Origin of the sequence: Aquirhabdus parva (assembly GCF_003351745.1) — a bacterium.
In the GTDB taxonomy this organism is placed as follows: Bacteria; Pseudomonadota; Gammaproteobacteria; order Pseudomonadales; family Moraxellaceae; genus Aquirhabdus; species Aquirhabdus parva.
In genome coordinates, this window is record NZ_CP031222.1 from 1387274 (window position 1) to 1401063 (window position 13790).

The 13790-nt window shown below is 44.0% G+C and carries 13 protein-coding genes; 6 read left to right on the forward strand and 7 right to left on the reverse strand.

Going from position 1 to position 13790, the window contains the following annotated elements:
• The first annotated feature begins 76 nt into the window (after positions 1-76).
• Positions 77-952, forward strand: coding sequence for a Kdo hydroxylase family protein (locus HYN46_RS06195; RefSeq protein WP_114898563.1), 876 nt, complete (start codon positions 77-79; stop codon positions 950-952).
• Between the two features lie 73 nt (positions 953-1025).
• Here HYN46_RS06195 and HYN46_RS06200 read toward each other — a convergent pair whose 3' ends face one another.
• The 6 genes from HYN46_RS06200 to HYN46_RS06225 all read right to left on the reverse strand — a co-directional run bounded on the left by HYN46_RS06200 (position 1026) and on the right by HYN46_RS06225 (position 6283).
• Positions 1026-1538, reverse strand: coding sequence for a hypothetical protein (locus HYN46_RS06200; RefSeq protein ID WP_210009421.1), 513 nt, complete (start codon positions 1536-1538; stop codon positions 1026-1028).
• Between the two features lie 227 nt (positions 1539-1765).
• Positions 1766-2974 (reverse strand): MltF family protein, encoded by a 1209-nt coding sequence (locus tag HYN46_RS06205; RefSeq protein WP_114898564.1) that lies wholly within the window; start codon positions 2972-2974, stop codon positions 1766-1768.
• 229 nt (positions 2975-3203) lie between these two features.
• Positions 3204-3689 (reverse strand): transcription elongation factor GreB, encoded by a 486-nt coding sequence (gene greB, locus HYN46_RS06210; RefSeq protein ID WP_114898565.1) that lies wholly within the window; start codon positions 3687-3689, stop codon positions 3204-3206.
• 114 nt (positions 3690-3803) lie between these two features.
• A complete protein-coding gene (locus tag HYN46_RS06215) occupies positions 3804-4430 on the reverse strand; it encodes a superoxide dismutase (RefSeq protein ID WP_114898566.1) in 627 nt (208 codons plus the stop codon).
• A 248-nt stretch (positions 4431-4678) separates the two neighbouring features.
• Positions 4679-5281 (reverse strand): peroxiredoxin, encoded by a 603-nt coding sequence (locus tag HYN46_RS06220; protein WP_114898567.1) that lies wholly within the window; start codon positions 5279-5281, stop codon positions 4679-4681.
• A gap of 204 nt (positions 5282-5485) precedes the next feature.
• Complete coding sequence (locus tag HYN46_RS06225; RefSeq protein WP_114898568.1) at positions 5486-6283, reverse strand: Nif3-like dinuclear metal center hexameric protein; 798 nt, start codon at positions 6281-6283, stop codon at positions 5486-5488.
• A gap of 193 nt (positions 6284-6476) precedes the next feature.
• Between HYN46_RS06225 and HYN46_RS06230 the strand changes: the two genes are divergently transcribed.
• The 5 genes from HYN46_RS06230 (at position 6477) to HYN46_RS06250 (ending at position 12877) form a co-directional block, all read left to right on the forward strand.
• Complete coding sequence (locus HYN46_RS06230) at positions 6477-7709, forward strand: S1C family serine protease (RefSeq protein WP_407640773.1); 1233 nt, start codon at positions 6477-6479, stop codon at positions 7707-7709.
• Between the two features lie 107 nt (positions 7710-7816).
• Positions 7817-8440: a glutathione S-transferase family protein gene (locus HYN46_RS06235; protein WP_114898570.1), complete on the forward strand. Its 624-nt coding sequence runs from the start codon at positions 7817-7819 to the stop codon at positions 8438-8440.
• 111 nt (positions 8441-8551) lie between these two features.
• Positions 8552-9223 carry an RluA family pseudouridine synthase gene (locus HYN46_RS06240; protein ID WP_114898571.1) on the forward strand — a complete coding sequence of 224 codons (672 nt, stop codon included), beginning with the start codon at positions 8552-8554 and terminating at the stop codon, positions 9221-9223.
• A gap of 176 nt (positions 9224-9399) precedes the next feature.
• The gene (rapA, locus tag HYN46_RS06245) at positions 9400-12219 is read left to right on the forward strand and encodes an RNA polymerase-associated protein RapA (protein WP_114898572.1); all 2820 of its coding nucleotides are present in this window, start codon (positions 9400-9402) and stop codon (positions 12217-12219) included.
• Positions 12220-12346: 127 nt separating this feature from the next.
• Positions 12347-12877: a hypothetical protein gene (locus HYN46_RS06250; protein ID WP_114898573.1), complete on the forward strand. Its 531-nt coding sequence runs from the start codon at positions 12347-12349 to the stop codon at positions 12875-12877.
• A 9-nt stretch (positions 12878-12886) separates the two neighbouring features.
• On the opposite strand, the gene HYN46_RS06255 is transcribed toward HYN46_RS06250, so the two are convergent.
• The gene (locus HYN46_RS06255) at positions 12887-13786 is read right to left on the reverse strand and encodes a Rossmann-like and DUF2520 domain-containing protein (RefSeq protein ID WP_114898574.1); all 900 of its coding nucleotides are present in this window, start codon (positions 13784-13786) and stop codon (positions 12887-12889) included.
• Positions 13787-13790: the final 4 nt, after the last annotated feature.

Genomic DNA, 13790 nt, shown 5'->3' on the forward strand with positions numbered 1-13790 from the left:
GAGTTCCTTCAAACATCTTCTCCCATGATTCTTTGCTACAATCATAGGGTCAATGAAACGAATTAGAGTGTGCGCTATGAGTGCTGTCTTCGAGCTACCGATTACCGATTGGAATCAAACTTTCTCTCAAGAATTGACTGAGCAAGCTGTACGCTCACTTGAACAGGGCGACGTACTTATTTTACCGCAGCTACACTTTGCATTGAGTGAAGAAGAAAATCAGTTTTTATCTCCGTCTATTATAGGCAAAAGCAAAAACGTGAGCTTTGATCCCAAGACTGGTAAAGTTCAGGGCAGTATTGTAGATGATGAGGCCGCTGTTTTATTGCAAAAAATGATGCAACGCTATGCAACGTTTGCCAAAGGCCTCATGGATCATCTGTTTCCTGAGTATCAACAAGACTTGATTCAGTCACGGACCAGTTATCGTCCTCTGGAGATAGCGGGGCGTACGACCTCATGGCGCAAAGATGATACACGCCTTCATGTCGATAGTTTTCCTGCAACGCCTGTACAAGATAAGCGTATCTTAAGGATTTTTACCAATGTGAATCCTCATGGCAAACCGCGTTCATGGCGATTAGGAGAATCTTTTGAGAAAGTTGCTCAGCGGTTTTTGCCTCATATTGCCAGCCCCACATGGGGGGTTAGCGGTTTTTTAAATTCAGTGGGGCTGACTAAAAGTCGTCGCAGTGATTATGACCACTACATGCTACGGATGCATGATGGTATGAAAGCGGATCTCGATTATCAAGCGACTGTTGAGCATCTGGCTTATGATTTTCCAGCAGGGAGTACCTGGATCGTATTCACGGACCATGTTTCTCATGCAGCAATGGCAGGTCAATACGTCTTTGAACAAACCTTTTATCTGCCTGTACATGCCATGAATGATGAGAGCCAAGCTCCGCAACGTATTTTAGAACGGATGAAGCAGCAGCCCTTACTGTAAGGTGAATAAAAAAAAGGTTGCCGAGAGTGGGCAACCTTTTTTTATGGAATATAGCTAAATTTTAGATCACGTCTTAATGATCGTGACCATGTCCTTCATGTCCTTCATGTCCGCCATGACCATGTTCCCCTCGGTCATGGTCACCTCGATCATGTTCCCAGCCGTGACCTTCGCCATGCCGATCCCAGTCGCCACGGCGCTCTTCATGACGATAGTCCCGATAGTCATCTCGGTATCCAACATCACGATAATGTCTTTCACGGTAGTGCGGAACATAGACTGTGTTGTACCAATTATCGCGCACGAAATAAACGGGTCTACCGCAGGCATCATAGCGACCACAATAATAACGCCAACGTCTAGCGTGATCATAAGGCACATGTAAATAAATTGGTTCCAGTTCGACTGGACGTCGTTCTACCCACATGGGTTGTGTATAGATGAGCTGTGGAGGGGGTGCATCACCGAGATTAATCTGGCCATAGAAGCCGGGCTGTCCGACATTAACAGATACGCCCACATATGCAGTTGCAAGAATGGGGGCGGCGAGCAGGCCAGCGGTCATGACTTTTAATAAGCGCTTCATCGTCTATCTCCTCTTCAATTTCAAAAATCAAAATTAAATGGGCAGAAAAAGCTGCCATTCTTTTGTTTAATGATGTCAGTCTAAGGATAAGAAAATGATGATTCTATATAAATATGATATAGCGCCCGTAGACACGACCAGTGGCAACACCATAAAGAAACGCCCAGTGAGCAGGTCTCATTGAGCGTTTCTTATGTCTGATGGATTTTTAAATCAAGCGGCAGGTTTTAAATTTTAGTCAGATTACGATCTTGCTTAATGGCTTCTAAGTAACCACGAATGCGAGTGACATAATGCATACACTGTCCGTACTGAGTATTTTTAGCTTTGTTGTCCGCCAGATATTGAAAGACATCAGCCCAGTTATTTGGATTTTTCCCCGCTTTTCTGAGCATGGTACGTACACGCTCTAAAGTGCCTGTACCCATGTTATAGGCAGCAAGTGAAAACCATACACGATCAGGATTTGGGATATCGGTATATTGATCTTGCATTAATTTAAGGTACTGTGCTCCGCCTTTGATGCTTTCAACAGGATCTCGACGATTTTTAACGCCCATCTGCATGGCAGTGCCTTGAGTCAACATCATCAGACCTGTAACGCCAGTCGGGGAGATCGCAGTAGAGACCAGATGTGATTCTTGATAACTTACTGCGGCTAAAAGCTGCCAATCAATCTTTTGCTGTTTAGCATTCATTTGAAAGGATGCTTTCAGTAGTGGCAATCGTGTTGAAAGAGCTTCTGCGAATGCTGTTCTTTCGACTTGGTCATTCATCATCGTACGGCTATAAAAAGCCGCGAGTTGCTTTGTGCTACCGATTTGACGCTGCTCACATACAAATCCATGGCTACTTCCGACCAATGGATCAAGACCATCACGGAACGCCCAATTCAAAGCAGGATCTAAGCCCTGAGTCGTCAATACTTGTGTGTTTCCGCAGGTAAGGTCAACTGCGGCTAATGATTTACTTTGCAATTGAGATGTTGTGGCTGTCGTCAGCGCAATATCGGCTTTCCCTTTTTTAACCAGATCTAGGGCTGCGGCTGTAGTTGCAACTTGTTTAAATTCAAATTTGACATTGAGGTCACGGGCGAACTCACGTGACATTTCATAGCCAAAACCATGTAAAAAGCTGTCACGGCTAAAAAAAGTCGTATCGCCAGCCACGCTGACTACGCGCAGTTTTTGGCTTTCGATGACTTGATCAAGTTGTGTCGCTTCACCAAAACCTTGCAGTGATAATCCAGCAATAATTAAACTGCTGACCAATACGGGTTTTTTGAGTGTATTAAAAGCGGTTTTTTTAGAGAAGGAGTAAGATTGTATGGTCTCTGTTTGTTCTTGGTTTAAACGAATCTTAGGGCTTTGAGTCGAATCGTTGTTTAAAGAAAAAAAGGCAGGCCTTAAGGCTAACCAATCGGAAATGGGGCGCATGGGTGTCTCCAGCAGTCAGGTATCGGAACGATGCTAAAAAAAAGTGCATCGTGCACGGTATGGCTCGGTTCGGCATCGCATAGCGTCACAAGTGACGGTATTTAAGTGGGGGGCAGTATGCAGATTCAGAGGTCGTTTGTCATGCTTTTTTGGATAAACGGTATGTTTTTTATGCGAAATTTATGAAATTGTTTCTAAAAATTTACAATTATTTTTCTTCTTGGTATTTTTAAGTCACTGATAAGTCGTATCTAAAATTTAATATGTAATAATTAACGCGGCGGTTGTCTGGTAACAAAATATTTACATCTTCATCGACTTTTTTTCCAATTAAAGCGCGTGCTAGAGGCGATTCAATGCTGATCCAATGTTGTGCGGGATCAAATTCATCTGAACCAACAATGCGAATATTAATGATTTCGCCTTCATCATTTTCGAGTTCTACAGACGCGCCAAAGTAGATTTTTGTTGGGTCATCGGGTAACCGATCGATGACTTTTAAGTCAGGCAAACGCTTTTGCAAAAAGCGAATACGGCGATCAATTTCGCGTAGCATTTTTTTGCCGTAGATATACTCCGCATTTTCTGAGCGATCGCCCATCGCTGCAGCTTCGCTGACGGCGCGGGTGACTTCTGGACGACGAACCCGAAATAAAAAGTCCAGTTCATCGCTTAAGCGTTTGTATCCTTCAGGGGTGATATAGGGTGCACGCATGGTCGTTCTTTCCATTTTATCCGCATAAAAAACAGGCTACCGAAGCAGCCTGTCATTCAAAGCATTTTCAAGTGACCAGCAACCAAAAAATGATTGCTATATCGACTATCTAAATTACTTTTCGATACCTGCAGGTTGACCTGCCAATTTCGCGTTTGCATATTCCCAGTTGACCAATTTGTCTAGGAATGTGGTCACGTAGTCAGGACGGCGATTACGAAAGTCGATGTAGTAAGCATGTTCCCATACGTCTACAGTCAATACAGCAACTTTACCGTGTGCCAATGGGGTATCGGCATTTGCAGTTTTAACAATGGATAGCGCGCCATTCACTTGATCTGCAACGAGCCATGCCCAGCCAGAACCGAATTGAGTCAGTGCAGCTTGCTTGAACTCTTCTTTGAATTTTTCATAGCTACCAAACGCTTCAGTAATTTTAGCTGCGATAGGGCCTGTTGGTTCACCGCCGCCATTTGGCGTGATGCTGTTCCAATAGAAGGTGTGGTTCCAGATTTGAGCAGCGTTGTTAAATACACCAGCTTTGCTTGCGTCTTTTGCAGAGATCAGAATGATTTCTTCAAGTGATTTACCTGCCAGATCAGTATCTTTGATCAGGTTGTTCAGGTTGGTGACGTAAGTTTGGTGATGTTTGCCATGATGAAATTCGAGTGTTTCTGCACTGATATAAGGGACAAGTGCGTCTTTGGCGTATGGTAGCGCTGGTAGAGTAATCTCTGACATGATGCTTTCCTTAAATTGGCTGTGATTCAATAGAATCTATTGGCTGTTGTTTCTTGATAAGCAGTATCTAGATAAACAGTTTAAGCACTTGAGAGAATCAACTGTTTGACTTATTTCAAGTGTTTAAATTATTCATTCACACTATTTATTAAAATCATTATAACTTAAACAGCTCAGAACATGTTCTGAGCTGTTCTGTAATGCATATCGCTCGATCTTATAACGAACTGACGATACGCAGTGTTGAATTACAGTTTGTCTGCGTTTGCACCTAAGTAAGCGGCAACACCTTCTGGAGATGCGGTCATGCCTGCATCGCCTTTTTTCCAGTTTGCAGGGCAAACTTCGCCGTTTTCTTCAGTGAATTGCAGTGCGTCAACGATACGCAGGATTTCGTCCATGCTACGGCCGAGTGGCAAGTCATTGACGATTTGTGAACGAACGATACCGTTTTTGTCGATGATGAATGCACCACGGAATGCAACGCCACCTGCTGATTCGACATCATAGGCTTGTGCAATTTCGTGCTTGGTATCTGCTGCCAAGGTGTATTTCACTGGACCAATACCGCCTTGATCAACAGGGGTATTACGCCATGCGTTGTGGGTGAATTGTGAGTCAATTGAAACACCAACGACTTCTACACCACGTGCTTTGAATTCAGGGATTTTATGATCAAGTGCAATCAGTTCTGAAGGACATACGAAAGTGAAGTCGAGTGGATAGAAAAATACAAGTGCGTATTTGTCTTTGGTTGCTTCAGCGAAATTAAATGTATCAACGATCTCGCCAGAACCAAGTACGGCTGCAACGGTAAAATCTGGGGCTGGTTTGCCAACTAAAACTGCCATGATAACTTCCTATAAGGGACAGGTTGATGAAAAGTGATTCGATGCATTAACTTGCTATTGGATACCATTTAAACAGGCCAAGAGCGATTTAATGCGCCCCAATACCTTGCCCCAAACGACCACGCTTTGGCAAGGCGTGATATGTGTGTTTGTGTTGCTAAAGCCCAAAAAATGGGCGAAATACGATGGTATTAAACGATGATGTTAAACGGGATTTTCGATATTAATAAATTCCACATCAATTCCAAACTCTTTGGCAATGGCTTGTCCTAGTCGGTGTATCCCCCCACGTTCAGTAGCATGATGTCCACATTCAAAATAATGAATACCAAGCTCAGCGGCTTCATGAAAAGTCCGCTCACTGACTTCGCCTGAGAAATAAGCATCACACCCCATTAAGGCAGCTTGGTTGAGGAGGCCTTGTGCACCGCCAGTACACCAGCCTACCTTGCGAATGATTTCAGGCCCCCCTGCAAGGTGCTGTGGCTTGCGCCCCAGTCGTTGCTCCAGCAAATCACTCATTGCTAAAGCTGTCATGGGCTCACAGTATCCGATATTTCCAACCGGATATTTTTCGACGGGATCTAATCCTGAAGTCGTCGTAAATTCCATAAGGTCAGCAAAGGCTTTATTGTTGCCGAGTTCCGGATGCGCATCTAAGGGAAGGTGGTAGGCAAGCAAGGAAATATGGTGCTGAAATAGGTGCTTTATTCGTTTTCCTTTCATGCCTGTTAAGCATGCGTCCTCACCTTTCCAGAAGTAGCCATGATGAACCAGAATGGCATCGGCTTGGGCTGCAATTGCAGCATCTATGAGTGCTAGATTTGCTGTAACGCCCGTAACGATTTTACGAATATTTGTTTTACCTTCAACTTGTAATCCATTCGGCGCATAATCTTTGAATGCATGAGACGATAAGGTTTGATCGCACCAGCGAATAAGCTCTTCTAGTGAAAGTTCAGGATGTGTCGTATTTGGTGATAACGGACTAGATACAGGCATAGCACAAGACATAACAGTTTGTTGATTCACAAGTTTACCTAAACTAGGTGAAAATAATGCATTGTTTATGTGAAATTTAAAAAATTATCGCGATATATTGAAGATGTCTCAGCAATGACGCAGCACGGGTATGAGTGATGCGTCACAATGCAGTAAGAGTTGTTCACTAGTTCAGTACATGAGGGGAATGAACGTGCGGCGTGTCATGATGTTATTGCCTTGGTTTTTGTTAGTTGCAGTTGTGGCATATTTTTGGCAGTTACAAGAAGGGTGGAAGAAACACACAGAGACTGTGACTGTGCAAAACCAGCCTCCATTAGTTGTCCAAGGTTCTGGGGCTGCTTTTTCCTACAGTGCCGCAGTCAAGGTTGCTGCACCTGCTGTAGTCAATATCTATACTACTCAAAAGGTGCGCGTTCATCCTTTATTGCAAGATCCGATGTTGCGTCGTTTCTTTGAATTTCATCAAGGACGTGCCGATCAAGATAATCCATCTGATGGCTCTTCCAATAAGTCACCAGAACCGACTAGCTTGGGTTCTGGTGTTATTGTGACTGCGGATGGTTATATCCTCACGAATAATCACGTGGTTGCTAAAGCGGATAAAATTGTTGTTGCCTTGCATGATGGAAGGCGCGCTCAGGCCAAAGTGGTAGGTACTGATCCAGACAGTGATTTAGCCGTGATCAAAGTCGATTTAACGGGATTGCCTGTGTTGCCATTCCGTAAGTCATCCACCGAAGTGGGTGATATTGTTTTGGCTATTGGTAACCCCTTTGGTGTTGGGCAAACGGTTACGCACGGAATCATTTCCGCAACTGGGCGATCTGGTCTTGGAATCAATGCGTATGAAGATTTTATTCAAACGGATGCAGCGATCAATCCCGGTAACTCAGGGGGAGCTTTGGTTGATGTGTCAGGGAGTTTAGTCGGTATCAATACTGCAATTTTCTCAAGATCAGGTGGATCGATGGGGATTGGTTTTGCTATTCCAGCAAACTTAGCACAACAAGTTTTGACCGATATTATTCAGAACGGGAAGGTGACACGTGGTTGGCTAGGTATCGAAGTTCGTAATCAGGTGGATCCTGCAGATGATTTGGTTGCCAGCTCTGGGACTAGTACCGGTGTAAAAATTGTGGGTACGCAAAAGAATGGTCCTGCAGATAGGGGCGGTCTAAAAGCAAATGATACGATTCTAGATTTGAACGGTACACCGATAACCTCGGCTGGTCAGCTCATTCAATTGGTTGCGCTTCAGAAGCCGAACACTCAAATTCAATTAAATGTTAAACGCGGTGATCAGACTTTGAAGCTAGCCATCAATGTCGCCGAACGTCCACCAGCAACGGCAAAGAGTGATGATGACCAGAATAACGATGATGATGCCGGTCAGTTGCCGTTTGGATTGTTTGGTGGGCAGTAACGATTAAGTATCATTTGAGATTTAAGGCATCAAGTGCTGGTATACAGCACTTGATGTTTATGATTAGGTGTCTGAAATAGAAAAATTTGATAAGGGAATTGCGAAAAATGAAATTATATATTGCTGATCGAGCACCGAACCCGAGGCGAGTCCTTTTGTTTTTGGCAGCCAAAGGTTTGAATCCCGTTGATATTGGACTTGAGGTGATTGGAATTAATCTGTCCGATTCAGCAAACCGTGCCCCTGACTATTTGCGGGTCCACCCTCTCGGACAGATTCCAGCGTTAGAGCTTGATGATGGGCAGGTTATTACCGAGTCAATGGCAATCTGTCGATATCTGGAAGGTAAATATCCAGAAACACCATTGTTAGGTGATGAGTTAATGTCGCAGGTTTGGATCGATCAATATAGCCGTCAGGCTGAGATTGAGATTTTGTTGCCGCTCATGAGTGCATTTCAGCATGGCCATCCATTTTGGGCTGGGAAATACGAACAGGTTCCGGATGTTGCACCCGTCGCACGCCGCCGAGCTCAATCCCGTTTTTCTTATTTTGACCATCGTTTGCAAGCTGTGCCATTTTTGGCGGGAAATAACATCACCGCGGCAGATCTCACCCTCTATGCAGCATTGGATTTTGGCCGATTGGCAGGCTTAAAAGTTGATGAACAACATCCAACATTATTACGTTTTTATCAACGTATGCATGAACAATTTAAGGATGTCCGTTAAAGGCTAGTCGTTCTTTTGGCAACAGGGCAAAATAGTGCTTGTGCGTTAAAAGTATCGAACAAGTGCTATAATGCGACTATAGTTATTTATAAATCATAGTTAGCGTTTTGTATGTCTACCGATTCGGTCGTTCCTGAAGCACCTCATTATACGGTTCATTATCGCTGTGATGATTATTTGATCGTCAATAAGTCGTCGGGTTTGCTTTCCGTACCGGGAAAAGGCGAGCATTTATTTGATAGTCTATTAACCCGTTTACAATCGGTTGAACCTAATATTAAATTAGTCCATCGTTTAGATCGTGATACCTCTGGTTTAATGGTTTTTGCCTTGAATATAGAGGCGCAGCGTAATATTTCCAGACAGTTTGAAACCCGTTTGACCGATAAAGTTTATCAAGCCATTTTGCTCGGGGAGTTGGTTGGGGAAGGGAAAGTTGATGTGCCTGTGCGCTATGAACCTCTCACTCCGCCGTTACATGTAGCGGATAAGTTTTATCCGAAAATGGCACTGACACATTGGGAATCAATTAATAATTTAAAAATAAACAATGTAGTAGTCACAAAAGTGTTACTGAAACCAGTCACGGGGCGATCTCATCAATTGCGTGTACATAGTCAATATATCGGTCATGCGATAGTGGGAGATTCGCTATATGCGGATGATGCTGGGTCTAGGCTGATAGATCGTTTATGTCTGCATGCTGCAGCGCTTAGTTTCAATCATCCAGTAACTGGTGAGCGGGTGACCTATACGAAAGATGCAGATTTCTGGTCACTATAATCGTTGTGTTAGATGAAGAAATAGATACTTTATTTTTTGAAAAAGAACGATAAAAATCGTATAAATATGTGAAAATGAGCACCATGAAATTTGATTGGTTTTTATTGTGCTCAAGTCGTGCCAAAACAATCATTTTTTAGTTGCTATTCTTTAGTTCAGTTGGAAATAAAAGCGTTATGCAAGAGTTTGCAGTAGGCCAGCGGTGGTTATCAGATACCGAATCAGAGTTGGGTTTGGGCGTGCTTGTTGATGTTGATGAGCGAACCATCAGTATTTTATTTCCAAAGAGTGATGAGACGCGAGTCTACTCGCGTGCAACAGCACCATTATCACGAATTATTTTTGCAGCAGGTGATTCTCTAACGGATCAAGATGGTATTGATTGGTTGGTGATTTCAACCGAAGTCAAATCAGGCGTTTTACGCTACCATTGTTCACAGATTAGCGCGCCAGAAATTACTAAAACACTTTCCGAAACGCGTCTTGCCGCGCATTTGCAGCTTGCACGTCCTCTAGAACGTTTGCTCGCCAGTCAATTAGAACCCAAAGAGTGGTATGACTTACGCATCGAAGCTTTGCTCATGCAGGCACGTATGTCGACCAGTTTATTGCGCGGTATGATTGGTCCACGCGTGGGTTTGATCCCGCATCAGTTTTATATTGCCCACGAAGTGGGTCGTCGACTTGCGCCACGCGTACTCCTTGCCGATGAAGTGGGCTTGGGTAAAACCATCGAAGCTGGTCTGATTATGCACCAGCAGTTGGTGACTGGTCGTAGTGAGCGTATTCTTGTTTTGGTCCCTGATTCATTACAGTATCAGTGGATGATTGAGATGCGTCGCCGTTTCAATCTTAATTTCTCATTATTCGATCTCGAGCGTACGGCTTTTCTTAAAGAGAACGACCCAGAAGCAAATCCATTTGCGACTGAAAGCTGCATCATTGCTAGTATCGATTTACTACTCGATCATGAAGATTTAAAAGCACAGGCTTTAGATGCAGGATTTGATCTATTAGTCGTTGATGAGGCGCATCATCTGACTTGGCATGAAGATGTCGGTGGTAATGATCGTTATGACGTAGTTGCAGAGTTTGCTGATCAAACGGCTGGTGTGCTGCTATTGACGGCTACCCCTGAGCAATTAGGCGTGGATAGTCATTTTGCACGCTTGCGATTGCTAGACCCAGAACGTTTTGACACGTTAAATCACTTCCTTGATGAAGAAGCCAATTACGCAAGTACTGCACAAGTCGCTGAAGCCTTGATGCAAGAAGGCTTGCTTGATGATGAGCAGCATGAAGCCATAGCTGCGCTCTTAGGTCATCCTGTTGAAGATACTCCAGATGCTCGCTATCGCGCAATCAACGAATTACTTGACCGTCATGGAACAGGTCGTATTTTATTCCGTAATACCCGTGAAGCGATTCAGGGGTTCCAAGGCCGAGATTGTTTGCCAGCACCATTGCCTGCCCCAGAAAGTTGGCCTATCACGGGCAGCTTGCGTCAGCAGATGTGGCCAGAAGAGCAGCAACTGGATGGCGAGTGGATGCAGAGTGATCCCCGTGTCCCTTGGCTATTAAATCTGCTGAAGACCGAACTCAAGCACCAAAAAGTATTGCTCATTGCGCGTAGTGGACCCGTTGTTGAGTCGCTAGAGCTTGCTTTGCGCGTGCATGGTGGAATTCGCACTGCCATGTTCCATGAGGCGATGAGCTTGCTGGAGCGTGATCAAGCTGCTGCTTATTTTGCAGATGACACCTATGGCGCACAGATTTTATTGTGCTCTGAAATTGGTTCAGAAGGTCGCAATTTCCAGTTTGCCAGCAACCTTGTGCTGTTCGATATGCCATCTAATCCTGATGTGTTAGAGCAGCGCATCGGTCGTCTGGATCGTATTGGTCAGCAGAATCGTATCCAGATTCATGTGCCGTATTTAATGGCAACCGCTCAAGAGCGCATGTTCCGCTGGTACAACGAAGCATTGGATATTTTTGGTCATATTTCACCGACTGCTCAAGTCCTGCAAGAAAATCATTTAGTCGAGCTAAAAGACCACCTGCTGAGTGATACAGGCGAACAGTTTGATGCCTTATTGGTTCAGGTCAATGATGAACGCTTAGAACTGGAGACTGAATTGCAAGCGGGGCGAGATCGTCTGCTTGAGTTCAACTCTTGTCGTCCAAAAGTTGCGAGTCGTATCGTGCAAGCGATGCAAGAGCAAGATGCACATAATACCTTGCCTGACTTTATGCTGCGTTTCTTGTCTTCAACCAACATTGAACATGATGAACAGCATGATGGTAGCTTAATTATTCATTCTTCTGATCAGATGCTGGTTGATGGTCTAGATTTGCCAGAAGACGGCATGACCGTGACATTCCATCGCGAGCAAGCGCTCACCCGTGAAGATACGGAATACCTGACGGTTGAACACCCGCTGATGGGTCGTATTTTTGAACTGGTCCGGACTCAGCCTTTTGGCAATGCCAATGTGGCGGTACTGCGTAGTTCAGTGATTCCTGCAGGGAAGATTCTGATTGAGGCATGGTTCCGAGTTGAGGTAATTGCGCCCAAAGTGCTGAACTTGAACGCCAGTTTGCCTCAACAGTTGATCCGTGTTTTGATCAGTGAAAGTGGTCAGGATTTATCTGCGCGTATTAACTCAGCCATGCTTCATCCACAAATCCACGCACTGGATATGAACAACGCGCGTCAAGTTGTGAAGTTGCGTCGTGATGTGATTGAGGCGCGTTACAAGCAAGCGGAAGAGCTCGCACGTGCACAGATCAAGAGTTTTTCACAAACAGCTCAGAAGCGCTACGGCGACCATTTGCAGCAAGAGCTGGATCGCTTGATTTATCTCAAAGCACATAATCCCAGTGTGCGAGATGATGAAATTGACCGCTTAACGCATCAACGCGCTCAAGGCTTGCAACTGCTTGAGCAGTTGTCACTAGTACCGGATTCTATTCGGGTGTTGGTGGTGATGAAGTAGGTTCGAGGCTATTTATACTGTGCCTGATGTTGAATTAATTCGATATTCTTCATCATGTGCAGTAATTATCGTGGTTTTAGACCTTGAATGGTTTTCATATTGATACTTAGAAATTTAGGCATAGTCGATGGGCATAATATCCCGTGCCATAAAAGAAAAAATGAAGGATTTATTGTGGCCATTAATTCCTCTTGTCATAGGCTCTTTGATATTATTCAATGTTAATCTTATGTCTGGAATACCTAACCATTCTTCATTGTTGAAAGCTAATGGTTTAATTTCGAAGATTGAGTATGTACAAGGTAAAACTTCATATACGAATATTTGGTTAAGTGGTAGTCCTTATGTATTTCAATATCCAACAATTAATGGCTCATTAGGGCTTGTTAATAGCTCTCTTGAGTTAGCTAAACTCAAATCTGAACCATTAGAAATTCTCTATGAAGATCGAAAATTTACTTTTTTCTTTAGCCGTCGAGAAGTATTAAGTATATGGCAAATAAAAACGGGTAATCAAATGATTCGCTCCTTCTCGGAAGTCTCTATTTCAAATCAAATGAATAATCGCTTTGGTCAATTGGCTGGGAGCATCTTCATAGTGATTGGGGTATTTCTAGGCTTTATTTTTTTTAAAAGAGAGTCGAATAAAGGCTTTTAATTTAAAAAATTAATTTAGAAGATTCTTTCTTAATGTTTCAATGCCATGCCTTGTCGCGATGTTTTTAATCTCAGCCAACTCCAACGCTACACCACCCAACAATCTATACAACTCCCCGTACTCTGGCTTCCACTGCTGAAAAGCCTCTAATTGCCTAACTACAGTCTCTACATCCCCCCGAGCTATCGGGCCTGTGAGTGCTTGAGCTGTACCCAGACTCACTATATTTTTTAGCGTTCCTTGAGCAATAGGATCAATGATGGCAAGTGCTTGCTCTCGACTGATGCCCGCTTGCATATAGCTTTGAACACCCAGTTCCATAAGTGCGGTGAGATAATTACTTACAACGACACCAGCCGCGTGATAATAGGTCTTTTGAGCTGAATCAATCGGGAGAATCTTTCCACCAATCTTTTCAAATGCCGGGATTAAAATCTCCAGTGCATCTTGGGCGCCTTCTGCCCCGCAGAACGTACCTGCAAAACTTAAAGTAGAGGCTTTAGGATCAGCAAAACTTTTAATGGGATGGATACTGGCGATCGATGCGCCGACAGCACGAACGGCATCCAAAATCGACGAGGGCAGTGCACCGCTACAATGAAAAACGATATTGCCAGCACGAAGAATGTTTGATGCAAGCAGTGCAGCACAACATTCCGCGATATGTTGATCGGGTGTGCCAATCAGATAGAGATCAGCGGGGCGTATGTCGGCAAATGACTGAACGACATGCCCTGCCTGTATGAAATCAACCGCGGCAATACTGCTTTGGTGAGATCGATTCAGAATGTCTTGCACCTTAAAAACATTCTGACGCGTCCAAAGATGGCCCAAGGTTTTGCCAACATTACCGCAGCCGATGATATTCAATGTCACAGGCGGTGCTTTCATAAGGAGTGTTTCATTCATCGTT